Origin of the sequence: Dyella sp. LX-66 (genome assembly GCF_018599165.1) — a bacterium.
In the GTDB taxonomy this organism is placed as follows: domain Bacteria; phylum Pseudomonadota; class Gammaproteobacteria; order Xanthomonadales; family Rhodanobacteraceae; genus Dyella_D; species Dyella_D marensis.
The window spans coordinates 167,127-190,418 of the sequence record NZ_JAHFVJ010000005.1; the positions used below are offsets into that span (position 1 = coordinate 167,127).

General features: G+C 69.6%; 21 protein-coding genes. 6 read left to right on the plus strand and 15 right to left on the minus strand.

Annotated features, from left to right (window positions below; translation table 11 throughout):
* Positions 1-90 precede the first annotated feature (90 nt).
* Together KK141_RS11590 and KK141_RS11595 are read left to right on the plus strand one after the other, a co-directional pair.
* Positions 91-468 carry a hypothetical protein gene (locus tag KK141_RS11590; RefSeq protein WP_214572269.1) on the plus strand — a complete coding sequence of 126 codons (378 nt, stop codon included), beginning with the start codon at positions 91-93 and terminating at the stop codon, positions 466-468.
* Positions 469-623: 155 nt separating this feature from the next.
* Complete coding sequence (locus KK141_RS11595; RefSeq protein WP_214572268.1) at positions 624-1,643, plus strand: DUF535 family protein; 1,020 nt, start codon at positions 624-626, stop codon at positions 1,641-1,643.
* Between the two features lie 22 nt (positions 1,644-1,665).
* Here the strand turns inward: KK141_RS11595 and KK141_RS11600 are convergent, their stop codons facing one another.
* The 4 genes from KK141_RS11600 to KK141_RS11615 form a co-directional block, all read right to left on the minus strand.
* Positions 1,666-4,074 carry a TonB-dependent receptor gene (locus tag KK141_RS11600; RefSeq protein ID WP_214572267.1) on the minus strand — a complete coding sequence of 803 codons (2,409 nt, stop codon included), beginning with the start codon at positions 4,072-4,074 and terminating at the stop codon, positions 1,666-1,668.
* 258 nt (positions 4,075-4,332) lie between these two features.
* Positions 4,333-5,325: a FecR domain-containing protein gene (locus KK141_RS11605; protein ID WP_250901715.1), complete on the minus strand. Its 993-nt coding sequence runs from the start codon at positions 5,323-5,325 to the stop codon at positions 4,333-4,335.
* A complete protein-coding gene (locus KK141_RS11610; protein ID WP_214572266.1) occupies positions 5,322-5,882 on the minus strand; it encodes a sigma-70 family RNA polymerase sigma factor in 561 nt (186 codons plus the stop codon). The genes KK141_RS11605 and KK141_RS11610 overlap by 4 nt, the downstream gene beginning before the upstream one ends.
* 233 nt (positions 5,883-6,115) lie before the next feature.
* Positions 6,116-6,610, minus strand: a complete 495-nt coding sequence (locus KK141_RS11615; protein WP_214571920.1) for a DUF6496 domain-containing protein — start codon at positions 6,608-6,610, stop codon at positions 6,116-6,118.
* Positions 6,611-6,933: 323 nt separating this feature from the next.
* Here KK141_RS11615 and KK141_RS11620 point away from each other — a divergent pair, with 323 nt between their 5' ends.
* Both KK141_RS11620 and KK141_RS11625 read left to right on the plus strand, forming a co-directional pair.
* Positions 6,934-7,197, plus strand: coding sequence for a stress-induced protein (locus tag KK141_RS11620; RefSeq protein WP_214571717.1), 264 nt, complete (start codon positions 6,934-6,936; stop codon positions 7,195-7,197).
* 53 nt (positions 7,198-7,250) lie between these two features.
* Positions 7,251-7,853: a DUF4142 domain-containing protein gene (locus tag KK141_RS11625; protein ID WP_214571718.1), complete on the plus strand. Its 603-nt coding sequence runs from the start codon at positions 7,251-7,253 to the stop codon at positions 7,851-7,853.
* Positions 7,854-7,970: 117 nt separating this feature from the next.
* Here KK141_RS11625 and KK141_RS11630 read toward each other — a convergent pair whose 3' ends face one another.
* On the minus strand, positions 7,971-9,668 hold the full coding sequence (locus KK141_RS11630; RefSeq protein WP_214571719.1) for an ABC transporter ATP-binding protein: 1,698 nt from the start codon (positions 9,666-9,668) through the stop codon (positions 7,971-7,973).
* Positions 9,665-10,696 carry a serine kinase gene (locus tag KK141_RS11635; protein WP_250901716.1) on the minus strand — a complete coding sequence of 344 codons (1,032 nt, stop codon included), beginning with the start codon at positions 10,694-10,696 and terminating at the stop codon, positions 9,665-9,667. The genes KK141_RS11630 and KK141_RS11635 overlap by 4 nt, the downstream gene beginning before the upstream one ends.
* 200 nt (positions 10,697-10,896) lie before the next feature.
* On the opposite strand from KK141_RS11635, the gene KK141_RS11640 reads away from it, so the two are divergent.
* Entirely contained in the window at positions 10,897-12,387 is a 1,491-nt protein-coding gene (locus KK141_RS11640; RefSeq protein WP_214571720.1) for a radical SAM protein, read from the plus strand.
* Between the two features lie 39 nt (positions 12,388-12,426).
* The gene (locus KK141_RS11645; protein WP_214571923.1) at positions 12,427-13,647 is read left to right on the plus strand and encodes a nucleotidyltransferase family protein; all 1,221 of its coding nucleotides are present in this window, start codon (positions 12,427-12,429) and stop codon (positions 13,645-13,647) included.
* An 85-nt stretch (positions 13,648-13,732) separates the two neighbouring features.
* On the opposite strand, the gene KK141_RS11650 is transcribed toward KK141_RS11645, so the two are convergent.
* From KK141_RS11650 to KK141_RS11690, 9 genes are all read right to left on the minus strand, one after another.
* Entirely contained in the window at positions 13,733-14,839 is a 1,107-nt protein-coding gene (locus KK141_RS11650; RefSeq protein ID WP_214571721.1) for a glycosyltransferase family 4 protein, read from the minus strand.
* Positions 14,836-15,963, minus strand: a complete 1,128-nt coding sequence (locus KK141_RS11655) for a glycosyltransferase family 4 protein (RefSeq protein WP_214571722.1) — start codon at positions 15,961-15,963, stop codon at positions 14,836-14,838. Before KK141_RS11655 ends, KK141_RS11650 begins: the two co-directional genes overlap by 4 nt.
* 8 nt (positions 15,964-15,971) lie before the next feature.
* Positions 15,972-17,471 carry a radical SAM protein gene (locus KK141_RS11660; protein ID WP_214571723.1) on the minus strand — a complete coding sequence of 500 codons (1,500 nt, stop codon included), beginning with the start codon at positions 17,469-17,471 and terminating at the stop codon, positions 15,972-15,974.
* Positions 17,472-17,479: 8 nt separating this feature from the next.
* Positions 17,480-18,178: a class I SAM-dependent methyltransferase gene (locus KK141_RS11665; protein WP_214571724.1), complete on the minus strand. Its 699-nt coding sequence runs from the start codon at positions 18,176-18,178 to the stop codon at positions 17,480-17,482.
* Entirely contained in the window at positions 18,175-19,317 is a 1,143-nt protein-coding gene (locus KK141_RS11670) for an amidohydrolase family protein (RefSeq protein ID WP_214571924.1), read from the minus strand. The genes KK141_RS11665 and KK141_RS11670 overlap by 4 nt, the downstream gene beginning before the upstream one ends.
* A 56-nt stretch (positions 19,318-19,373) precedes the next feature.
* Positions 19,374-20,234, minus strand: coding sequence for a class I SAM-dependent methyltransferase (locus tag KK141_RS11675; RefSeq protein WP_214571725.1), 861 nt, complete (start codon positions 20,232-20,234; stop codon positions 19,374-19,376).
* A gap of 155 nt (positions 20,235-20,389) precedes the next feature.
* Positions 20,390-21,223, minus strand: a complete 834-nt coding sequence (locus tag KK141_RS11680; RefSeq protein WP_214571726.1) for a Wzz/FepE/Etk N-terminal domain-containing protein — start codon at positions 21,221-21,223, stop codon at positions 20,390-20,392.
* Complete coding sequence (locus KK141_RS11685) at positions 21,213-22,367, minus strand: hypothetical protein (RefSeq protein WP_214571727.1); 1,155 nt, start codon at positions 22,365-22,367, stop codon at positions 21,213-21,215. The genes KK141_RS11680 and KK141_RS11685 overlap by 11 nt, the downstream gene beginning before the upstream one ends.
* Positions 22,364-23,290 carry a glycosyltransferase family 2 protein gene (locus KK141_RS11690; RefSeq protein ID WP_214571728.1) on the minus strand — a complete coding sequence of 309 codons (927 nt, stop codon included), beginning with the start codon at positions 23,288-23,290 and terminating at the stop codon, positions 22,364-22,366. Before KK141_RS11690 ends, KK141_RS11685 begins: the two co-directional genes overlap by 4 nt.
* Positions 23,291-23,292: the final 2 nt, after the last annotated feature.

The window sequence follows — 23,292 nt, forward strand, 5'->3', positions numbered from 1 at the left end:
AACCCGCTCCGGCTTCATCGGCCTGCACGAAGGACTCCCTTTCAACGGCCGCAAGCGCGAACATAGGCGCCTCGTCTCCGGAGCCCCGCGATGCCCGTGCCCGCACAGTCCCTGGTCCACGCCCCGCAGATCGCCTTCGACCTGGGCGAACTCGACGCCCTGCTCACCGGCCTGCCCGGCGATTTTCCGCCCCCGCTCTACCGCACCCTCGAGGAACTGCACACCCGCCTGAGCGACTACCACCGCCTGGCCGGCACCATCGTCCCGCGCGACGAACTGGCCGCCCTGTACGAGGCCATCGTGGCCCCGCTGGACGAAGTGGAAGCCCAGTCGCGCGCCCGCGTGCTCAGCGAATCGATGGAACACTGGTGCCATGAAGTGAACCGCCAGATGACCCCGCTGCGCGAGGCAATCACCGGCGAAGCCACCGATATCGCGGCGTTCGACGACGAAGGCTGGGACGCCTGAGCGGCCGGACGCAGGTTTTTTCGGCGAAACTGACTGGCGGCGAAACTGCCACGTGATGTATCACCGCTTTTTTGACAACCCCTTCACCGCGCATTTCAAAAATTCCGGCATCGGCCGTCTTGGCTTCCGTTCAAGCGGCTCGAACCGGAATCGTCATGAAGGCAGCAGTACGCGAAGACTGGCTGGATGAGGCCCCTGCGGCGGTCGCGCCGCGAGCGGGAGCGCTATTACTGCTGCGTTCGTTCCAGGGACGCTGGGACCTGGGCTACACCCCCGTCCCGCGCCAGGTCCACGGCTATCTGAGCCACGCCCGCCACAGCCTCGGCCATCTGCCGCGCCAGCTTGCGTGGCTGCGCTTTCTCGACGGTTCGGAAGAAATGCGCCAGGCCGTGCGCAGCGACCCCGGCCTCTACAGCCGCTGGCACGCACCCTTTATTTCGCGCGAACTCGATGCCCCGGCACGCCTGCGCATCCTCCAGGCCCACTACCGCTTCCTGCTCGAACGCTTCCCGCCGCGCCTGCGCGACAAGCTGCTGCGCGGCCACGACGTGCGCATCGGCACCCTGCGCCTGCGCAACGGCGAGACGGTCCATCTGCATCTGCGCAAACCCGCCGTGCGTGCGATGGGCGAACTGGGCCTCTACCTGGTCACCGGCAGCAAGGAAGTGCTGTCCTCGTGCGTCTTTACCTTCGGCGGCGATGACGGCCTGCTGATCGGCGCGATGCAGGGCTCGTGGTCGTTCCTGGGACGCGCACCGATCCGCGAGTTCACCCGCGGCAGCCACGGCGTGCGCCCGAAGAACCTGCTGCTCACCTTGATGCGCGTGCTTTCGCGCCTCTACGGCATCGAGCGCCTGCGCGGCGTGGCACAGGCGTCACATCCGTTCGCCGCACGCATCCACGCCGACTACGACAGCTTCTGGCAGGAAAACGGCGGCATCCCCGGCGAGCACGGCTTCCACGAACTCCCGCGCTTCGGCGCCCGCCGCCCGGTGCGCCTGCTGCCCAGCAAGCGCCGCGCCGCACGCCGGCAGCGCGAACAGTTTCTGGATGAAGCACGCGCCGTGTTCCTGCGCGCGCTCGACTGGCGCCGCCCTTCGCAACCCTCGCCCGACGGGCAGCGCGATACTTCGCGGCTGCCGCCGGTAGCGCTGCGCCCCCGCGCCTGGGCCTGAGGCGCCGGCGTCACGGCACGACTCAGAAGTCGTAAACGCCCGTCACCATCGCCATCCGCCCCTGCCGCACCGGCACAAAGCTCTGGTCGGCATTGATCGCATACAAGGTGCGGTCGAACAGATTGCGCAAGCCCAGCGTCAAGCGCCAATCCCCACCGTAGTAGGTGACATTGGCATCCACGCTCGCCTGCCCCGGCAGATCGAAATAGCCGCCGCCCTGCAGGCGCCCCACACTGCGGCTGCGCGCGGAAACACCCGCCGCCACGCCCCACGAGCGCAGCGATTCGCGCTGGAAGCGGTAATTGGCCCAGGCGCTGAGCAAGTGCCGCGGCGCCGCCACCGGTTGCGTGCCATCGTCGTTGCGGATGTGCGCGTTGGTGTAATTGAGCACGCCTTCCAGCCCGCGCGTGATCTGGCCGGTGAACTCCACTTCCAGGCCGTGATTGGTTTGCCCGGGCCCGGGCGTAGCGAAGTACGGTGGTTCTGGCGCGATGTAATCCACGCTGTGGTCCAGCGTGATGCGGTACCAGGCCACGTTGAGCCGCGCGCGCTGCTGGAACAGGTCGATGCGCGTGCCCGCTTCCCATTGGCGCGATTTCGCCGGCGGCAGCGGCTGGCCGTCTTCGCCCAGCAGCGAATTGGCCTGGAAGCCGGAGGTGTGGTTGACATACAGCGCCACTTCTGGCGTCGCTTTGAACAGTACGCCCGCCTTCGGCACCCACTGGTCCTTGCGCAGGCGGCGCGGACTGCCGTCGGCCCAGGAGGTGGACAGCTCGTACGAGGTGCGGCGCAGCGCCAGCAGCACGTCCCAGCGTTCGCCCAGCGCGATCTGGTCCTGCAGGAACAGGCCGGTCTCGGTGGTCCAGTCGCCGCCGCCCAGGATCTGCACGGAGGCCGCTTCGTCGGTGCTCACGCGCGCGCTCGGCAGCGCCGCATTGGTGAACAGGTTGTACGACTGCGACGGACCCACCTTCAGCGTGTCGCGCTGGCGGTCGCGGCCCGCCTTGGTGCGTGCGTAGTCGACGCCCAGCACCAAGGTGTGCGTGATGTTGCCCTGCTCGAACACGCCGGTGAGGTCGTTCTGCAAGGTGTAGAACGCATCGGAATAGCGGAACGTGCGCGCGGTGGCGTCGACGTCGCCGGTCAGATAGCCGTCCGTCAAGGACCAGCCCTGCCCGCTGGTGCGCTGCTTCACGTACTGGCCGCGGCTGCGGAAGGTCCAGTGGCTGTCCAGGCCCTGTTCCAGCGTGAACACGGCGCGGTTGGTGCGATAGGTCGAATGGTCGCCCGGGTTGCCGGTCAGGATGCCGTACGGCGACATCGCGGCCAGCGAATCGCCCAGCAGCACCGTGTGGTCCGGCCCCGGCACGCGGTTGGTGACCAGTTCGTAGCCCAGAGTGAAACGCGTGGCATCGCGCTCCCAGCCCAGCGAAGGCGCGAAGTAGGCGCTGCACTGGCCGCGATAGCCCTGCGCGCTGCGGTCGGCATGATTGCCGGCGGCGACCAGGCGATAGGTCCAGCCATCGTTGGCGCCGAGCGCGCCGGCCAGATCCAGGCCCAGGCGCGCGCCGTCGTAACGCCCCAGCGACCAGCTGAGCTGGCGCACCGGATCGCTCTGCGGCCGCTTCATCACCACGTTCACCAGGCCGCCGAAATTATTGTTGACCGAGGCGTCTCCGAGGATCGCCTCCGGCCCCTTCAGCACTTCGATGCGCTCGATGCCGATCAGCGGCGGCAGGTCTTCGGTGCGCGCCACGCCGTTGGGCATGCCGTCGGTCATGCCGTTGCCGGCGTTGAAGCCGCGGATGCGGAACAGCGCGGGGCCGTCGAAGCCGTCCATGTATTGCACGCCGGCCACGTTGCGCACGGCATCGGCCACGGTCACCGCCTGCTGCGTGTCCATCAGGTCGCGGGTGACCACGCTCACCGACTGCGGCACCTTGGCCAGCGGCGTATCGGTGCGCGTGGCCGCGCTGGTGGAGCCGGCGCGGTAGCCCACGTCGCCGATCAAGGTGCCCTGCACCTGGATCGCCGCCAGCGAGGCGACGATCGGCACGCTGGGCTTGGCCTCCAGCAGGCTGCTGCGGTAATAGCTGGCGGCCACCGGCATGGGGCGGCGCTTGACCACCACGGTGCCGGCGTCCACCGCCTCGTATTCCAGGCCGGTGCCGCGCAGCAGTTCGGCCATGCCCTGTTCCAGGGTGAGCGCGCCGGCGGCGCCTTCGCTGCGCAGGTCCATGATCGCCTGGCCCGCGGTCAGCACCTGCACATTGGCCTGCTTGCCGAAGGCGATCAGCGCGCTGGACAGCGGCTGGGCGGGAATCGCGAAGTCCACCGTGACGCGCGGCGGGGCGGGCTCCGCCCAGGCGGCGGCGATGGCGAGCGACAGCGCGAAGCTGCCGCCGAACCATGAAAGCGCGCGCCGAACCATGCGGTATCCGATCCCCCCGGACTGCGGTGTCCTAAAGGCCGAAGTCTGGCATGGGACGCCACATACACCAAGGCCGCGATTGTGAAGAGCGGCCCTGCCTTGCACAGGGGCTGCGGGCGGGTAGCGGAGGCGCATCGTCGCAACCCTTCGCCGGCGGGGAGTTGGCAAAGGCGCGCTCGCGTTCCATCCAGACCAAAGGCACGAGGCGGACTGGCGCCGCCACTACCCGCCCGCAGCCCCCGTTGGAGGGCGCTGCGCTCAATGCCGCTCCGCGCTGGACAGCACCACGTGGTCGCCGAACGCGCTCACCTGCACCGGGAAAACCCGCGGCAAGGCTTCCACCCAGCGGTCGATCGCATCCACCCGCACGGTGCCGGTGAAGGTCAGCGCGCCCACGCCCGGATCGGCGATCTGCACCGGCCGGCGGCTGTAGCGGTTGATGCTGGCCACCACCACGAACAGCGGCTCGTTGACGAATTCCAGGCGGCGGCCGCGCCAGGCGGTGGCGTCGTCCACCGCGATCGGGCCGATGGTGATGCCGCTTCTGCCGTTATCGGATTTGGGGTCGTACAGCACCTGCTGGCCGGCACTGGCTTCAAGCGCATCCTTGCCGTCGGGCGGGCTCACGCGCACGCGGCCCTCAGTCACCGCCACCGCGACGCGGTCGCCGGTGCGGCGCACGTTGAAGGCCGTGCCCAGGTCGCGGATCAGCACCGGCCCCGCCAGCACCTCGAACGGCCGCTGCTCGTGCACCACGCTGAAGAAGGCCTCGCCCTCGCGCAGCTCGATCTTGCGCAGGTCGTCGGCATAGCGCGCGGTGATGGCGGAAGCGCCACCCAGGGCCACGCGCGTGCCGTCCGGCAGGGCCAGGTCGCGGTTCTGCCCCACTTCGCTGGCGTAGGGCTGCGCCTGCGGGCGATAGATGCGGTCGAGCATGCGCCCGCCGAGCACCGCCAGCAGCAGCGAGGCCGCCACCGCGCCGATCCATAGCGGCCAGCGCACGCGGCGCTCGGCGGCGCCGGCGAATTCGGCCACGAAGGCCTCGCGCGCATGGCTGTCGGCCTGGCCCAGGCGCTGGCTCACGCGGCTGACTTCCTCGAAGGCGCGGGCGTGGGTGTCGTCCTCTTCCATCCAGGCCAGCCATTGCTCGATGGTGGCGTCGGTAGGGTCCTCGGCGCGCAGGCGCGTCCACCATTGCGCGGCCGCCTGCGTCACGCGATCGCCCGCGCCGGCAAAAGTCATGGCCATCATGGCGTCTCCGAGGGTTGGATGCGCGCGCGGCAATGGGCCAGCGCGTTGCTGACGTGGTAGCGCACCATGCGCTCGCTGAGTTTCATGGTCTGGGCGATGGCGCCGAAGTCGCGCCCCTCGATCACGTGCATCACAAAAGCCTTGCTGGTCTTGGCCGGCAGTTCGCGCAGCGCGGCGCGCACTTCGCGCCACTGCTGCAGCGCCGAGGCGTGCTGTTCGGGGATGGGCTGGGCGAACCAGTCGTCGTCCGGCGCGTCGGCCGGGGCATTGGCGCGCACGGCGCGCATGCGCAGCCGGTCCACCGCCAGGTTGGCGGCGATGCGGAACAGCAAGGCGCGCGGCGCGGCGATGGGGTCGGCGTCCTTCATCGTCAGCATGCGCACGTACACCTCCTGGGCCACTTCCTGCGCATCCGAACGCGAGTTGAGGCGGGCGGCCAGGAAGGCGACCAGAGTGCGGTTGTGCTCACGGAACAGCGCGGCGATCTGCGCGGCGCGGTCCTCCGTGCCGGCGGCGGACACCTCCGGCGGGGCGGCGTGCGGGCCCGGGCTATCCATGCGGGGCGCGGCCGTGCTGAGTGGGTCTGGCATTCATCAAGGCGCGGAACGCAGGTATGGCAGTGGAGATGAGCCTAGACGTTCGGCCCGGAGATTTTTGAAATCCGGGCCCCGGGGCGCACCGGCGCAGGGCGTAGGTTGGGGTGAGCGCAGCGAACCCCAACAAACCCGGCAGGTCCCGAACCGCGTTGGGGTTCGCTGCGCTCACCCCAACCTACGCCGCCTCCAGCGCCCTAAGCCCGGCGCCGCGCCGCCCGCGTCTTCGCCGCCTTCTTCGCCGCCGCCGACCGCTCCGCCGCACCCTTGGTCTTCGCGCCCTTCTTCGCCGCGGCCGAGCGCGACGAGGCCGGCCGCTTCGCCGCCGCCCGCTTCCCCTGCTGCGCCAGCGACTCGTGCGACGCAGCCGAGTGCCCTTCCCGCTTCAGCGCCGTCTTGGTGGCGCGCGAACGCTTCGCCGAGGTCTTGTGCGGATGCTTCGCCGCACGCTCGTCCTGTTTGGCCTTCTTGCGCGTGGCCTTGCTCGCCGATGTCTTCGCCGGCACCTTCACGCCGGCCCGGCGCGCTTTCGACAGGCCGATGGCGATGGCTTGCTTGGCCGAACGCGCCCCGTGCTTGCCTTCGCGCACATGTTCGATCTCCTCGTGCACGTATTCGCCGGCCTGCGTGCTCGGCGCCTTGCCTTCGCGCTTGTCGCGTGCCGCGGCTTTGCGGGTCTTTGCTTCGGGCATGGCGATGTACTCCGCGTGGAAAAGAATGGTTTCACGGTGTAGGACAGCCGCCGTCGACAACGGGTCGAAAGCACGTCAAACCAGCGCCTGCAACGCTTGCCCGTTCAGTCTCGCAGCGCATCCGCGCACATGAACAGCACGCGCCGCACGCATGTACTTCTTTCACGCTCGCGAAAAATTTGCGCGATGCCAACATCGAGCGTTGCAGGCTAAGCACGCCACAACACCATCGATGCACATGGCACGGATGTTGCGGCGACGAAAGTGCGCGAAGCCAGCACGGCATGCGCGATCCCCCTTCGGCCACAGACAGAGAGAAGCCCATGACTTCCAAAGAGACGGCAGGACAAGCAGCGCCTCTTCGCGGTTTTGCGCGGATGGACCCCCAGCGTCAGCGCCAGGTGTCATCGCTCGGCGGACGTACCGCGCATGCCCGCGGCAGTGCCCACGAATTCACCAGCGAAGAAGCACGCCTCGCCGGCCACAAGGGGGGCAAGGCGGTCAGCGAGAACCGCGAGCATATGGCGGCCATCGGCCGCATCGGCGGCCGGCGGCTGCGTGCGCAGCGGGAATCACAACCGTCCTGAGCATCCGCCGCACGCCCCGGCCATCCTCACCCCAAGACGGATCGGAGAGCGTCATGCCTAACCGCAGCCTGTTCCTCACGGCTCTGGCGGCGACCGTCCTGGCGCTGGCCTGCCCTGCGGCAGCCAGCGCCAGCGAGGGTTCCCCCGCCGACCAGGCCTTCCTCACCCGCGCCGCCGCCGACGGCAGCGCCGAAATCGCCCTGGGCCAGCTGGCCCTGCAGAAATCCAGCTCGCCGCAGACCAAGCAGCTGGCCCAGCACATCGTGTCCGACCATACCAAGGCCAATGAGCAACTGGTCGCGCTGGCGCGCCAGAAGCAGATCACCGTCGCGCCGGAGCCCGACCCCGCTGCCAAGCAGGAGATGGACAAGCTGCAGAAGCTCGACGGCGATGCCTTCGACCGCGCCTATGCGCAGGACATGGTCAAGGGCCACCAGCAGGCCATCATTCTGTTCACCAAGGCGTCCACCAGCGCCACCGACAGCGACATCAAGCAATTCGCCGCGCAGACCCTGCCGGTGCTGAAAGACCATCTGCAGATGGCGCGGCAGCTGCGCCAGGTCGGCCGCGACGAAATGCAAGGCCCGACTTCGCCGCGCTCGCCGATGCAGGAAACGCCATCGTCGACGCAACCGCCGCCGGGTGGCGGCCACTGACCCTCGGCTTCCCCGTCATTCCGGCGCAGGCCGGAATCCAGTAACGACAACGTGCGATTTTCGTACTGACGTCCAAAAGCCGCATCGTGGATGCACAAACTCCATGAGAGGCTGTCGCTACTGGATTCCGGCCTGCGCCGGAATGACGGTCAAGGGCATGGAGCCGCCCAGCACCACGCACCGATCCGCCAATGCCCGCACGCTGGCGCGGTGCGAAATCACCAGCAGCATCGTCTGCGGCAGCCGCCGCTTCAGCATCGCCAGCACGTCGATCTCCGCCGCCGCATCCAGCGCCCCGGTCGACTCGTCAAGAATCACCAGGAACGGCCTGCGCAGCAGCACCTGCGCCAGCAGCAGGCGCTGCAGCTCGCCGCCCGACAGCTGGCTGGAACGATCCCGCAGCGCGAGATCCAGGCCCTGCTCGCTGGCCCGCAGGCGCCGGTCCAATCCCACGTCGGCCAGCACCTCGTGCATGCGCTGCTCGCTGGCCTGCGGATCGGCCCAGCGCAGGCATTCCCGCACCGTCGCCTGCCATGGCCGCACGTGCTGGCTGACGAAGGCCGCATGCCGCGCATGGCGACGGTAGGCGTCGAAATCGAGTGTGCGGCCGCCGATCTTCGCGGCGAAATCGGCCGGCTCGATCAGGCCGGCCAGCACGTCGGCCAGGCTGCTCTTGCCCGCACCGGAGTCGCCGGCGATCAGGGTCAGCTCGCCCGGCGCCAGCACGATGTCGCGCACTTCCGCGCCATGCAGCGCCACGGCCGAACGCACGCGTTCGATGCGCAAGACGGCCCCTTCCGGAAACGCCCCAGGCGCACCCACGGCCACCGCATCGCCCGCCAACCCCGCGTAACGTCGCCACAACTCGAACGCCGGCACCGCCGAACGCAGCTGGCGGAAACTCTGCCGTGTCGACACCAGATACGGCAGCAGCCGCCCCAGCAGCAGGCTTACGGCGATCAGCGAGGCGCGTGCATCGCCCTGCAGACGATGCGCCAGCATGAACATCGCGGCGATGCCCGCAGCGGCGAGCAGCTCCAGCCACAGCCGGCCGGAGGCCAGCATGTCCTGCTGATGCTCGTAGCCGCGCGCCAATTCGCGCGAGACATCGCCATACGCCGCCTGCTCCACGCCTTCGCGGCCGAAGGAACGGATATGGCGCAGGCGCCGCGGAAAATCCTCGCTCAGCCAGAACAGCCGGGTCAGGTCCGCCACGTACTTGCGGCTGACCCGCGCCTGCTCCTGCCCGCGCGAACGCGATACCAGCATGCCCAGCAGAGCCAGCAGCGGCACGGCCAGCATCAGCATCGGCGAGATCCAGAACGCGAACGCCAGGCTGATCGCGCAGGTCAGTCCGGCCACCCACAGCTGCAGCAGGCCGCTGAAGCCCTGCATCATGATCTCGATGTTGTAGGTGAGCACATTGGCGATCTCGGCCGAAGTCGCATCGGCCAGCGCAGCCAGCGGCGCGTGGATCAGATGGCCATGCACGCGGCGGCGCAGATCCGCGCCGTAGTCGCCGGTCAGGCGCGCGGCCAGCAGGGACGACCCCCAGCGCAAGGCCGCCAGCGCAAACGCCGCGGCAACGAACGCCCCCGCCTGCACATCCACGCCGCGATGCAGATAGAAGCCGCTTTCGGCCCCGGGCGCGCCCAGGCTGACCAGCGGCACCAGCAGCACCGCGGCAAGACTGCCGGCCAGGGCGGACGCCACCGACAGCACCACGTAGAACGCCATCTGCCATGCATGCCGACGTTCCAGCGTGTCGGCGAATGCGGCGGGCAGCAGCCGGTCGGTGAGGTTGCGCGCACTCATCGTTGCAGCCACGCCGACAAGGCGGCCACCGCTTCCTCGGGATGCCGCGCGCGCGCCAGCCGATGCACGCCCAGCCGCACGCACTGGCGGCAGAACTCGTCCCAGCCGGGCAGGCCTGCCGCATACGGCTGATCCGAAGCCAGCCGCGCGATCGCCTCGTTGGGCGCCAGCGGCGTCAACAAACGTTCGGCCGGCCGCGCCGACACCAGCACCACGCCTTTCAGTTGCAATGGCTCCGGCGCCAATCGCCCATGGCCGCCGCGCAGATCGACTTCATATTTCTCGACGCCGCTGCGGCGGCGGATCGTCGGCGAATGGCGAATCCAGTCGCGCACGCTCGCGTCGTCGACGAAGCGAAAAGCGTCTTCGGTCACATGCAGATAATTGGCCACGCCCGTGGCCCGCAGATATTCCGGATGCACGAACACCGCATCCTCGGCGAGGAAATCCAGTCCGCCCAGCAGGCTGTGCAAGGCCAGCGTCGACTTGCCCGCCCCGCTCTCGCCCAGCAGCAGCACGCCCTGTCCATCGCGCCCGACGCAGGCGCCATGCAGCGGCACCAGCCCCTGCGCGCGCTGCGCCAGCACGAACACGGCGAATTCCAGCAGCTCGTAGCGCACGTGGTACGGATGGCGCGCCAGCATCGCCGGCGAAGCCACCACCAGCGCCTGCCGCCGCGCCGGCGCGATCGCGGCGTAATGCGCCGCATCCATCACGCCGCACAACAGTCCCGCACCGGAGCGCATATGCACCGGCGGCGGCGCGTCCAGGCTGGCAACATCGGTCGGCTCGGCCAGCCGCAGCTCGATATGCAGCGTCGGTGCCGCCGCCGGAAAGCGATGCGCGGGCAAGCCGCCATACGCCGCCTCGATCACCTCCAGCCAGGCCTCGTCGTCGGCCTCGAACTGCACGTCCGCGCCGAGCACGCAGGTATTCACGGCAAAACGCCGCGCCGTCCGTTCGCCGAACGGATCGATCGCGGCGTCGTCAACCGGCGCGGGGCGCGCGGCAAGGCCCAGGTTGGTCAAGCGAAGGACTCCGGTCGGCGGGGCTGTCGTCCGCGTCTGGCGTGAGTGCCGCCGCGGCGCCGGAAAGTTGCCTTGTCCCGCACTACGCCTGGCTGCACGCACCGCTCGCAACCGAACCCGCGCGGCGCGGCACTCACGCCCAGCGACAACGGAACACCGCGCCCGCGCGGCACGCTCCCGGCGATCACAAGGCCCCCTCCATGCTCAGAATCCAGGTCAGCCACTCCTACTTCCTGCGCTACGACCGCAAGCAGTGGGAGCGCGGCAAACCCTACCCGCCCCTGGCCACTTTGCAGGTGGCTTCCCTGCTGTGGGACCTGGGCCACGAGGTGAGCCTGTTCGACGCCATGCTGGCCGAAGGCGTGGAGGACTACGCCGGCTCGCTCGCCGCCGCGGCGCCGGACGTGGTGGTCATCTACGAGGACAACTTCAATTACCTCACCAAGATGTGCCTGAACCGGATGCGCGAAGCGGCCTGCCAGATGATCGGCGAGGCACGCGCACACGGTGCGCGCGTAATCGTCGCCGGCTCCGATGCTTCCGACCACCCGGAAGCCTTTCTCGCCGCGGGTGCCGAGGCGGTGCTGGTGGGCGAAGGCATCGCCGCGCTGCTCGACCTGATCGCCCGGCTCAACGACGACCTGCAGATGGATATCGCGCCGTGGACCGCCGACCTCGCCGGCGTGGCCACGCTGTCGCAAGGCCAGCAGCGCCTGACCCGTATCGGCGCGCAGCCGCCGGATCCGCGCCTGGGCGGGCATCCGGCCTGGGACCTGGTGGACATCGAGCGCTATCGCGCGCTGTGGCAGGAGCGGCACGGTTATTTCAGCCTGAACATGGCCGCCTCGCGCGGCTGCCCGTTCCGCTGCCACTGGTGCGCCAAGCCGATCTGGGGCAACCACTACAAGCAGCGCGGCCCGCGCGACGTCGCCGAGGAAATGATCTACCTCAAGCGCGCCTACGCGCCGGACCATATCTGGATGGCGGACGACATCTTCGGCTTCCACGTCGACTGGGTCACCCAGTTCGCCGAGCATCTGCGGGAAGCGGACGGCTCGGTGCCGTTCACCATCCAGACCCGCGCGGACCTGTCCAGCGACCGCATGGTCGCGGCGCTGGCGCAGGCCGGCTGCGCCGAGGCATGGATCGGCGCCGAAAGCGGCAGCCAGGCGGTGCTCGACCGCATGAACAAGGGCACCACGATCGCCGAACTGCACAGCGCGCGCGAACGCTTCCGCCAGTACGGCATCCGCGTGGGCTTCTTCGTGCAGCTGGGTTATCTGGGCGAGCAGCTGGAAGATCTCAAAGCCACGCGCGCGCTGATCGAACGCGCCGCGCCGGACGATATCGGCGTCAGCGTGTCCTACCCGCTGCCCGGCACCAAGTTCTACGAGCAGGTGAAGGCCCAGCTCGGGCGCAAGACGCATTGGCAGGACAGCGGCGACCTGGCCATGATGTTCCGCGGCGCCTACGACTCGGAGTTCTATCGGCGCGTGCGCGATCTGCTGCACGAGCAGGTGGTGCTGCAGAAAGCCCAGCCGCGCGACCATCCCTCGCAGGATGCGCAGGCGCTGGCCGAACTCGACGCACGCTGGGACGCGCTGATGGCCGAGGAACGCCAGTACCGCCGCGCCGACGCCACGCCCACGCACGACCTGGCCCTGCCCGCCGGCCGCACGGCCAGCGCCTGACACATGCCCGTACTCGCCTTCCCCACCGAACGCATCCGCATGCCCACGCCCGCGCCGCTGCCTCCGCTGAAGCAGGTGCGCGCCGGCCTGCGCCGCGCCACCGAGGCACTGGCCGAGGAACTGGCCCTGGTGCGCCCCGGCGGCGTGCTGCCGGCATGGAGTGAGCTGGAATGGCGGCTCGCCACCGCGGCCGCCGTCGCGCACGGTGTGGCGCCGCTGCTGCATCGCTTCTCGACCTGGCAGCGGGTGGAGTGGCGCCGCTTCCTGGACCGCCAGCGCCAGCACGTGGCGGAACGCCATGTACGCATCGAAGCGCTGCTGCGGCGCATCGATGCTGCTTTCCGCGCCGCCGGCGTGCCCGTCCTCGCCCTCAAGGGGGCGGCCCTGCACGGTCTCGGGCTGTATGCGCCGGGTGACCGCCCGATGGCCGACATCGACCTGCTGGTGCGCGCCGGCGACGCGGACCAGGCGGCGGCACTGCTGTGCGGGCTCGGCTATACGGAAGCCTTCGCGCAGTGGAAGCACCGCGCGTTCAAGCCCGCGGCGGGCGGCGCGGTGGCGGGGCTGGGCGAGCATCGCGACACCGCGGTGAATATCGAGCTGCATACGCATATCCACGAGCGCCTGCCGACCTCGATCGTCGACATCACGCCGATGGTGTTTCCATCGTGCCCGCGGCCGGGCCTGAATCCTTATCCTTCGAACGGCGCGCTGATGGCGCACCTGCTGCTGCATGCGGCCGGCAATATCTGCAGCCGCACCTTGCGCCTGCTGCACCTCAACGACATCTCGCTGCTCGCCACGCGGATGACGCTGGCGGACTGGGAAGTGCTGTGGTCCGCCGGCACTCCCTGGTGGGCGCTGCCGCCGCTGCGCCTGGTCGCGCGCTATTACCGCAATGCGGTGCCGGCGTCGGTGCTGGCGCGCCTGCGGCGCGGTTGTCCGCCATGGCTGCGCATAGCGGCGAAGCGGCAGACGCTGACGCGGGTGTCGTGTTCGGATCTGTGGCTGCAGGCCTTGCCCGGCATCGAGTGGTCGCGCACGCCGGGCGAGGCGCTGCGCTATCTGCGGCATCGGTTCGTGCCGGACGAGGAGAGCCGGCAGGAGCGGCAGGATATGGCGCGGACGCAGTTGTGGCTGCAGGGACAGGCCTGGGTGACGCGCTCGCATGCGCGGCGCTTGCTGCGGCGGCTGGCGGGGTCGGTGCCGCGGATGGATACGTTGTACGTGGTGCGCGCCGCGCTGGATGCAGCGGAGTAAGACGTAGGTTGGGGTGAGCCAAAGGCGAACCCCAACAGACCTCGCAGAGTGTCGCAACGTTGGGGTTCGCTGCGCTCACCCCAACCTACGCCGCATGTCTGGAAAGGTTCCGATACAAAGCCTCGAACCGCGCGGCCGTATAAACCGCATCCTCATCCACCGCCCGCCGCTGTGCCTCATGCGCCAGTCGCAGGCGCAGCTCCTCATCCTCCAGCACCTGCCGCACCGCCCGGGCAAGCTCCAGATGATCGCCCACCGGCACCGCCAGCGCCGCCACCGGCGACCACTCGGCCAGGTGCCCCACCGCCGTCCCCACCGTCGGCACGCCGGCCACCGCCGCCTCCAGCAGCACCAGCGGCCCGGCTTCGTGCAGCGACGACATCACCAGCAGCTCGGCCGCTTCCATCAGCGGACGCAGCTCGCGCTGCGTCTTGAAGCCGAGAAAGCGCACCTGCGCATCCAGATCGAGTGCGTGCCGGAGCCGCTGCATCTCGCCATCGAGCGTGTCGACGCCGACGATGTCCAGCTGGAAGGCCACGCCTTGCGCGGCAAGCGCGGCCAACGCACGCAGCAAGGTCGGCTGATCCTTCACCCGGTTGAGGCTCGCCACATGCAGCAGCCGCGCCGGCCCCGAGGCGCGCCGGCGCGGCGGCAACGGTGGCCACGCCGCCAGATCCACGCCTAACGGCAAGCGCTGCGCGTCGATACCCAAAGCCTGCAGCGATGCCAGGATCGGCGCACTCGCCGCCGTCACCGCCGCCGCAGCACGCAAGGTCACCGCCTCGCGCAGGCGGCTGACCCATCGCTGCCGTCCGCCATACCGGATCGCCGGCAAGGCAATCAATTCGCCACCGGCGATATGCACCAGGCCGGGACGACGTATCAATTTCGCCGCCGCGACGGCCACCAGGCTGCAAGTGCCGGAAAAAATCGCCTGCACCGCATCGAAGGGCCCGCGCCGGTGTTCGGCCAGGATCGCCGCGATCGCCCGCGAGCGCTGCCTGCCATCGCCAATGTTGTGAACCGTCGCGCCCCGCAGCATCCATGTCCCCGGCTTCGGCTCCTGCCGCAGCACGAACACATGCACCTCGTGCCGCTGCGCCAGCTGCCCGATCAGCGCCAGAAACGCCGGAATCACCCGCTCCTCGCCGCCGCGGTCCACGCCGCCCGGCAAGACCAGCGCGAGCTTCATGCCGCCTCCCACGCCGTCGCGCGGGGGCGTCCGGCCAGCAAGGCGGCATAAGCCTCGGCCCAGCGCCGCCCCACCGCCGAGAACGACAGCTCGGCGTCGAAATGCGCGCGCACTTCGGTGCGCGTGGGGCCGGCCGTGGCCATCGCCACCAGCGCATCCGCCAGGCGTCCGGTATCGCCGCACGGCCACAGGCGGCCGATGCGGCCGTCGCCGGTCAAGGCGCGGAACGAAGGAATATCGGTCAGCACCGGCACCGCGCCGCAGGCCATCGCCTCCAGCGCCGCGTAGCCGCAGCTTTCCGCGCGCGAGCCGGCGACGAAGATATCCGCCGCGCGCTGCAGCACCTCGACCTTCTCGTGCGGCACCCGCCCCAGCAGATGCACGCGTCCGGCCAGCCAGGGATCGCGCGCGATGCGCGTCTGCACGGCCTCCAGCATCGGCGCGTTGCCGTAGGCGCACCACAGTTGCAGGTCAGGCAGGCGCCGCGCGGCCAGCGCCACGCCGTCGAGTACCGCCAGGGGATCCTTGCCCGCCGCCAGATGCCCCACCCACAGCACGCAGGGATAGCCATGCAGGCCCGTGGCGTAGCGCGCCTGCGCGCGGTCGCCCGGCGTAAAGCGGCAACTGGATTCGGGAATCGCGAACACCCGCGTTCCGGGGCGAAAAAGTTTTGCCTCGACAAACGGCGTCGCCAGCGCCGGCGCGGTAAACGCCACGCCCGCGGCGGCCGCATACCAGCGCCGCCACTGCGCGCGCCGCCACCAGCCGGGCGGACGGTTGGCATGGTCCTGCAGCAGGATCGGCAGCCACGGCAGCTGCTTCGACAAGGCATGCGCCTGCGGCGCGAAACCCAGGCCGTGCACGTGCGCCAGTTCGGCGCCGGCACCCACCAGAGCGGCGGCAAGACGCCGCGGACCATCCTTCCCATCCAGCGGCAGGAAACGGTACTCGACGCCCTCGCGCACGAACGCCGCCTCGCGCGCGGCATTCTGGATCACCGACACGCGCACGCCCGCCGAAGCCACTGCATCGGCGACATCGGCCAAGGTGTGCCAATGCACCGGCAGGTCGCCGGGTTCGATTTCCGGCGGCGCCGGCACCAGGTTGAGCTGGGCGATATGCACGCGCGCGCCTACAGGCTCGACACCTGCGGCAGGCGCAGCTTCACCCAGCGGTTGGCCAGGTTCAGTTCCCACGGCTGGTCGTAGCGGCGATAGCGGTAGCGCCACGAGGCCATGGTGCGCAGGCCATGTTTCGCCCAGCGCGGCGTGCGCATGTCCTGCACGGTGGGATAGCGGCAGCGCAGCACGGTGACGAAATCGTGGATGCGCTTGCGCATCTTGTCGGTCAGCCAGGGCGCGTCGGCGTGGCAGGCATAGTCCACCCACTGCGGCTGCGCCCATTCTTCCGGCGTGCCGGGAAACACCACCGGCTCGCCGTTGAGGTCCAGCAGCGGCATCGAGGCGCGCTTGCCGCGGTCGCTCTCGTGCTTGGCGCTTTCCGGCAGCGGCGTATAGACGTAGACGATGATTTCCGAGGCGGGGTTGATCCGCTTCAGTTCGCGGATGAATTCGAAGGTGTGCTCGGTTTCTTCTTCGGTATCCACCGGCGGCGCCACCATGAAGGAGAGCTCCGGAATCACGCCGTTGCGCCGGCACAGTTCGGCCACTTCCAGCGTCTGGTCCGGCCGCGTGCCCTTGCGGATTTCCTTGAGCATCTTGCCGCTGGGCGATTCGGCGCCGATATAGGCCATCTTCAGCCGGCTCTTGCGCACCAGCTTCCAGGTGCTCTCGGAAAGATTCAGCAGCGCATCAGCGCGCGCATAGCACCACCACGGCATTTCCAGTTTCGCCATCACTTCCAGCAGCGGGATCATCTCCACTTCGCGGTCGAAGAAGTTGTGGTCGAAGAACTGCACCGAATCGGCGCCCAGTTCGTATTTCAGGTACTTCAGGTCGCGCTCCAGCCGCTGTACCGCCGGCAGCGCGGTGGCGCCGCCGAACATGGCGTTGACGCCGCAGAAGGTGCAGCGGAAACGGCAGCCCAGCGCGGCCTGGTGGCCGGCGGTGCGGCGGCCGAGAAAGGTGCGGGCCAGGTACTGGCGCGGATCGCCGAGCTTGTCGTACGGCAATTGCACCGAGGGATCGCCGGGCACGAAATGGCGGTTCGGGTTGTGCACATGTTCGTCGCCGCGCTTCCACGACAAGCCGGCCACCTTGGCCACCTCGCCCTGCCCGCCCAGCGCGGCGATCAGCTCGGCCATGGTCTGCTCGCCCTGCGCGCGGATCGCGTAATCCACGTAAGGCGCGGCCAGCGCGGTATCGGTGTACAGCGTGGGGAAATAGCCGCCCCATACGATCGGCACCTGCGGGTGACGCTCGCGGATGGCCTTGGAAAGCTCGATCGACGGCGCCAGCTGCGGCCCGCCCATCACGCTCAGGCCCACCGCATCCACGCCGCCCTGGTCCAGCGCCTGCAAGGTGGTGCGGATGAAGTCGCGGTCGACATTGCCGTCGACGATGCGGCTGCTGCCGCGCCGGTCCAGCGCGGCGGCCAGGTTCAGCAGGGCCAGCGGGAAGCGTGCGCTGGAGCGTGCGGTGATGGTCGGGTTGATCAGCAAGGTATGGGGCATGGCAGTCGTCACCCGTGCCGGCGCAGGCGGAACACCAGCGCCACCGGCACGTCCAGGGCGATCGGATCGAAGCGCGCGTTGGCGGGAATATCGGCGGGATCGAGCATGGGTTCGCGCACCTCCTCGATCGCCAGGTCCAGCGCCGCGCAGGCGCGGTGCCAGTGGCTGTACAGATGCGGCGTGTGCCGCACGGCGTAGCGTTCGCCGCCGGCCTTGAAATCGCGCAGCCAGCCCAGCGCATGGCCGGTCGGATGGAAATCGCTGCACAGCAAGCTGCCGCCGGGTTTCGTCGCGCGGCGCAGTTCGGCCAGCGCGCGCGGCAGGTCGTCGATATGGCCGAGCACCAGGCCGCTGATGGTGAGGTCGGCGCGGGCATCCTCCACCGGCAGCTCGACCACGCTGCCGCGCAGCAGGGTCAGCTCCGCATCCGGACGCAGATCGGCCAGCTCGCCATAGGCGCGTTCGAGCATCGGCAAGGAGAGATCCACGCCGGTCAGGCGCGTGGCGCCGCGGCGCGCGGCATGGCGCAGATAGCGGCCGCTGCCGCAACCGGCATCGAGCACTGCCTGCTCGCGCAGGTCGGTGGGCAGCAGCGCGAGCATGGCGCGCTCCTCGGCCTGCATCACCGGGTTGTGCGCAAAGGCCGGATAGCTCGCGGCCCACAGCGCGTACGCGGCTTCGGGTTCGAGGATGACAGGGCGGGTCATGCCTGCGCTCCCGCCAGCAGCGAAGCCGCGCCGGCTTCGGCGCGCTCCAGCCCCGGCTCCAAGGCGATCAGCGCTGGATCCGCCAGTTCCTTCGCCAGCAGCTTGGGCCGGCCATCGAGCATCACCGGCACCGCCTCCACGCCCGCGGCGTCGAACCAATCGGCGAAATCCGGATCGGCGACGCGCGGCACGCCGTCGCGCACCACCGCGCGCAAGTCGGCGCGGCTGCGGCCGACCAGGCTATCTGCCACTGCACCGCCGGCATCGGCCACGATCACCAGGTCGGCGGGCACACCGGGAGCGAGACGCCCACGTTCGGGCATGCGTAATACATCGGCGCCTTGATGCGTAGCCATCGCCAGCAGCGCATTGCTGTGCAGGCCGCCCACCACCGCGGCCACGCAGAGTTCTTCGAGCAGGTCGCGCGCGCCGCTGAGGCGCGAATCGCTGCCCAGCGCGAGGCGGCCGGCCGCATGCAGCTTGCGCGGATCGAGCGTGCAGCCGAGCAAGGTGAGATTGCTGGCCGGACACCACACCACGGCGGCGCCGCTGGCGATCACCTTGGCGATGTCCTGCTCGCCGAGGCCGACGCCATGCGCCAGCACGGTGCGTGCATCCAGGCAACCCAGTTGTTCGAGTTGCGCAAGCTCGGCCCGCGCCACCTCGTCCGTGCCTTCGGCCAGATGGATCAGCCACGGCGAACCCACCGGCGTGGCGTCGAAGCTCTCGCGCACCGCCGGGCCGTAAGCCCAGCCCAGCGCATAGGCCCAGCCATGGCCGCGCAGCAGCGCCACGGGGAAATCCGGCGCATCCAGTGCTTCGTGCCAGGGATCGTGGTGCGCCACGCAGGTCACGCCGGCCAGCAGGTTCTTCAGTGCGCCGTGGCGCAGGCGCAGGTCCTTCGGCAACTGCAGCGCGGCCGCCACTTCCGGCGTGCGGAAATGCGCCTGGAACGCTTCGATCCAGGCATAGCTGTTGGGAAACGGCTGCTGCCGCGGCAACGGCGGCACGGCATTGACGTGCAGATGCTCGTGCGCGTTGACCAGCCCCGGGAACACCCGGTGTCCGCGCAGGTCGAGCGAAAAACCGCGCACCGGTTGCGCTTCGGCCACGCGCCCGTCGCGGATCGCCAGCGGCATGCGCGAGGTGCTGTCCTCGCTCACCACCGTCCCGCCGTGCAGGATCGCGTCCACGCTCAGCGCCGGCGCATCACGATCAGGAAGTGATCGCCCATGTCGCGCAGCAGCGGCGCCGCGCCCCAGCGATCGTCGAGCAGGCCCAGCCGCTCGTAGCGCGCCGGGTGGCGCCGGTAGCGGTCCACCAGGTACGGCGGCGGCATGAACAGGCTCAGCGCGCGATAGCCCTCCAGCGCGAAGCCTTCGGCGAAGGCGCGGTAGAACTCGCGCGGCAGGTAATAGCGGGTCCAGATGGTGTGGTAGTTCATGCCCACCGCGGTGGCACCGCGCGCGGCGCGCACGGCCGCGCGGCGGAAGCGGCCGCGCCGCACGTAGTGGGCGATCTCCCACGGGCAGATCCGGCCGATCACCGAGAACACCAGATAGCCGCCCGGCCGCACCAGGCGCGCGCATTCGGCGGCGACCGCGGGCAGGTCCAGCGCGCAGTTGAGCGGGCCGAAGTTGGAATACATCCCGTCGAACGGGCCTTCGAACAGATCCCCGGTACCGCTGCCGATGCGCGCCAGCTCCTGCACGCCGATATGCGCGGCGCGCACGTCGCCTTCCATGCCCGCGGCAGCGGCGCGGTCGCGCGTGCGCTCGACCATGCGCGGCGACCAGTCGGTGGCCAGCACGCGGAAACCGCGCTGGCCGAATTCCACCGCGTCGATGCCGGTGCCGCAGCCCAGGTCCACCAGCCGCGAACCCGGCGCGAACAGGCGCTGCACGGTGTCCCACAGGATCAGCCGCATGCGCTGGATCAATTCGTTGTTGCCGCGCGGGCCGTCGTAGTCGGCGGCCACGCTGTCGAACGCGCGCTGGGTGTCGAGCAGGCGCGCCTGGTCGAGGGCGGCCGGTTCCAGCTCGTGCGGACTGCTCATTTCCAACGTTGGTTCTCCACTTCGATCCTGGCCAGAGTCCGGCGTAGGTTGGGGTGAGCCGCAGGCGAACCCCAACATCGGTGCCTTCGTACGCTTCGCCACGTTGGGGTTCGCCTTCGGCTCACCCCAACCTACGTCTTCTTCGTAAGTGCTCTTCAGCCGCGCATCGGTTGCGCCGCGCGCCGCCGCGCATCCAGCGCCACCGCCACGAACAGGCCCAGGCCCAGGCCGCCGAGCAGGCCCACGCCCAGGATCAGCACGCGGTTCGGCGCCACCGGATGGTCCGGCTGGTAGATCGGCCACGGCATCGAGGTGGCGAAGGTGTAGTTGGCACTCATCCGCGCGGCCAGGTCGCTGCGCGCGTTGCGCAGCTCGCGCACTTCGGTGTCCTTGTTCGCCAGCAGCAGGCCGGCGGCGACGGCATTGCCCTGCCCGGCCACGCCGTCCTTGCCGGCCGCCTGCTGCAGGCCATCGCGCTCGGCGGTCGCCGCGCGCAGGTCGGCCTGCACTTCGTCCAGGCGCGCATGTGCCTGTGCCAGAGGCTCCGCCAGCAGCTGGCCGTGGATGGCCTGCAGGCGCTCGACCGTCGCCAGCACCAGGCGCTTGGCCTGTTCCGGCGACGCGGCGCGCACGCTGAGCTTGATCAGGCCGGCATAGAACGACGGCTCGGCCTTCAGGCTGGCGCGATATCCGCCGGCTTCCGGCGAATTCGCCGCCAGCCCCGCGCTCTGCGTCACCTCGTCCTGAAACGAACGCGTCTGCAGGCGATCGAGCACGCGCTGGAACGGCTCCGGCCGCGGGTCCTGCCCCGCCGGCGCGGTGCCGACCTGGCCCACCTGCACCCAGGCGGTGGCTTCGTAGCGCGGCTTGGCCAGGAAAGCGTAGGCGACGGCCAGCGCCACCACGGCCAGCAGCGCAACGGCGAAACCGCGCCACTGGCGGGTGAGCAGGCGCCACAGATCGATCAGGTAGATTTCGTCATGGTGCATGGTGGTCGACGCGGGGCAAGGAGAAGGAAGGCGCCGGCCGGCGCGGCAGCCAGGCGGCGAACAGCTGCATCAGCAGGCACAGCGCGATGAAACCCGCGCTCATGAAGGTGTAGGCCTGCGGCGCGAACGGCGCCATCGCAGCGACATAGGCCATGCGCAGGAAGATCAGCAGCGAGAACAGCGAGGTGGACGCGCACAGCCGCCGCGCGCTCCACACCAGCATCGCGTACAGCCCCAGCATCGCCGCCACCGCGCCGGCGGGGCCCAGCGCGAGCAGGAACGGGAAATATTCGGTGCCGACATTGATGGTCGGCGAATCCAGCGGAATGCCGGTGCCGGCGGTGACGATGGAACCGCGCAGCGGCACCACCTGGTTCAGCAGGAAATCCGCGTTGTGATACTGCTTGGCCAGCATCGAGGCGAAGTTGTACGGCCCCGCGGTGAGATACAGCAACAGCCATTTCACGCCCGGCGGCGCTTCGCGGTACAGCGCGCCGAACGGCAAGGTCACGCCCTCCAGCGGCCCCGAACGCAGGATGCCCAGCGCCGCGAACAGCACCGCGCCCAGCAGCCCCAGCAGCAGCACCGCCGGCCACGGCAGGCGCAGCCCGCCCTTGCGCCGCAGCACCAGCACCAGGGCCACCGAGAACAGGCTGGCGAAGATGCGGTTGCGGTCGATCACCAGGATCGGAAACACGATGCCCGCCAGCACCATCGCATAGCGCAGGCCGCGGTGGCGCACGCACAGCAGTCCCACCGGCGGCAGCACCCAGCACCATGCAGAAAGATGCCGGATATGTTCGCGGCCGCCTTCCATCTGCGCATAGGCGGAAGGTTTATCCAGCAGCGGAATCGGAAACAGCGCCACGTCCAGCACGCAGAACACCGCCACCAGCGCGCAGAACGCGAAAGCGACCATGGCCTCGCGCGTGCCCGCGTACTCGCGCAGCGCGAAGCGCTCGAACGGCGGCAGGCGCACGCCGCTGAGGGCATCCAGCGCCAGCATCGCCACCGCGCCGGCGATCAGCAGCAGCACGCCGTCGAGATAGCCTTCCGGCAGGTCGTAGGTGAGCAGCGTCGCCCCGCAGGCCAGCAGCATCGGCAGGCCCAGGTAGGTGGAGGGGCGGCGCAGCAGGGCTTTCATGCACGTTCCGCCTGCGGATGCGCCGACGGCAAGCGCACCTTCGCCAGGCCGCGCAGCGCCAGGCAGACGGCCATGCGCCAGGCCAGCCGCAGCGGGCGGCGCTGCAGGAAGGCGATCTTGGCGCCGATGAAATGCGCCTGCGCCTTCAGCAGCTGGCGGTCCGGCCCGTCAAACAATTCCACGCGGCGCAGCGCCACCCGGCGCGACTCGGCCAGGTTGGCCACGCGCGTGGCGACATGGCGGGTCTTGCTCAAGTTGGCATCGTGCAGACGATAAGCGCAGACCGGCTGGTCGATAAAGCCCAGCGCATCGCGCGCGACCAGGCGCAGGAAGAAATCCCAGTCGTCGATGCGCAGTTCTTCGGTCCAGCCCGAGATCGTGCCGGGCACGCTACGCCGCAGCAGCGCCACCGGGCCGCCGATCGCCCAGTGGCGGATCACCGCGCGGCGGATGCCGTCGTCGGTGGCGTACTGGCGCTTGTCGGCGTGATGCAGGCCGCGCATGCCGCTTTCGTGCACGCGGTTGCCATAGCAGTCGACCACCACCGAATCGCCCACCACCGCCCATTTGCGCGGATGCGCCTGCAGATAGCGCACCTGCGCCTCCAGGCCGCCGGGCAACAGGAAATCATCGCTGGCGCCGAGCTTGAGGAAGTCGCCGCGCGCGAGCGAGGCCAGCTCATTGAGGGTGGCGGCCACGCCGCGGTTTTCGCGGCGGCGGTAGACGATCGGCAGCGTGCTTTCATGGCGCGCGATCCACTGCGTGATCTTGCCCGGCGTGCCGTCGATCGAACCGTCGTCGATGATCACCACTTCCTTCGCCGGGTAGGGATCCTCCAGCACGCTGTCCAGGCAGCGCAGTACGAAGCGCTCGTGGTTGTGCGCGGGAATCAGCACCGACACCAGCGGCCATTCGCTGCCCATGG

Coding starts and splice junctions, on each gene's coding strand:
- KK141_RS11590 (WP_214572269.1), top strand. CDS start 91: ATGCCCGTGCCCGCACAGTCCCTGGTCCACGCCCCGCAGATCGCCTTC.
- KK141_RS11595 (WP_214572268.1), top strand. CDS start 624: ATGAAGGCAGCAGTACGCGAAGACTGGCTGGATGAGGCCCCTGCGGCG.
- KK141_RS11600 (WP_214572267.1), bottom strand. CDS start 4,074: ATGGTTCGGCGCGCGCTTTCATGGTTCGGCGGCAGCTTCGCGCTGTCG.
- KK141_RS11605 (WP_250901715.1), bottom strand. CDS start 5,325: ATGATGGCCATGACTTTTGCCGGCGCGGGCGATCGCGTGACGCAGGCG.
- KK141_RS11610 (WP_214572266.1), bottom strand. CDS start 5,882: ATGGATAGCCCGGGCCCGCACGCCGCCCCGCCGGAGGTGTCCGCCGCC.
- KK141_RS11615 (WP_214571920.1), bottom strand. CDS start 6,610: ATGCCCGAAGCAAAGACCCGCAAAGCCGCGGCACGCGACAAGCGCGAA.
- KK141_RS11620 (WP_214571717.1), top strand. CDS start 6,934: ATGACTTCCAAAGAGACGGCAGGACAAGCAGCGCCTCTTCGCGGTTTT.
- KK141_RS11625 (WP_214571718.1), top strand. CDS start 7,251: ATGCCTAACCGCAGCCTGTTCCTCACGGCTCTGGCGGCGACCGTCCTG.
- KK141_RS11630 (WP_214571719.1), bottom strand. CDS start 9,668: ATGAGTGCGCGCAACCTCACCGACCGGCTGCTGCCCGCCGCATTCGCC.
- KK141_RS11640 (WP_214571720.1), top strand. CDS start 10,897: ATGCTCAGAATCCAGGTCAGCCACTCCTACTTCCTGCGCTACGACCGC.
- KK141_RS11645 (WP_214571923.1), top strand. CDS start 12,427: ATGCCCACGCCCGCGCCGCTGCCTCCGCTGAAGCAGGTGCGCGCCGGC.
- KK141_RS11650 (WP_214571721.1), bottom strand. CDS start 14,839: ATGAAGCTCGCGCTGGTCTTGCCGGGCGGCGTGGACCGCGGCGGCGAG.
- KK141_RS11660 (WP_214571723.1), bottom strand. CDS start 17,471: ATGCCCCATACCTTGCTGATCAACCCGACCATCACCGCACGCTCCAGC.
- KK141_RS11665 (WP_214571724.1), bottom strand. CDS start 18,178: ATGACCCGCCCTGTCATCCTCGAACCCGAAGCCGCGTACGCGCTGTGG.
- KK141_RS11670 (WP_214571924.1), bottom strand. CDS start 19,317: ATGCCGCTGGCGATCCGCGACGGGCGCGTGGCCGAAGCGCAACCGGTG.
- KK141_RS11675 (WP_214571725.1), bottom strand. CDS start 20,234: ATGAGCAGTCCGCACGAGCTGGAACCGGCCGCCCTCGACCAGGCGCGC.
- KK141_RS11680 (WP_214571726.1), bottom strand. CDS start 21,223: ATGCACCATGACGAAATCTACCTGATCGATCTGTGGCGCCTGCTCACC.
- KK141_RS11685 (WP_214571727.1), bottom strand. CDS start 22,367: ATGAAAGCCCTGCTGCGCCGCCCCTCCACCTACCTGGGCCTGCCGATG.
- KK141_RS11690 (WP_214571728.1), bottom strand. CDS start 23,290: ATGGGCAGCGAATGGCCGCTGGTGTCGGTGCTGATTCCCGCGCACAAC.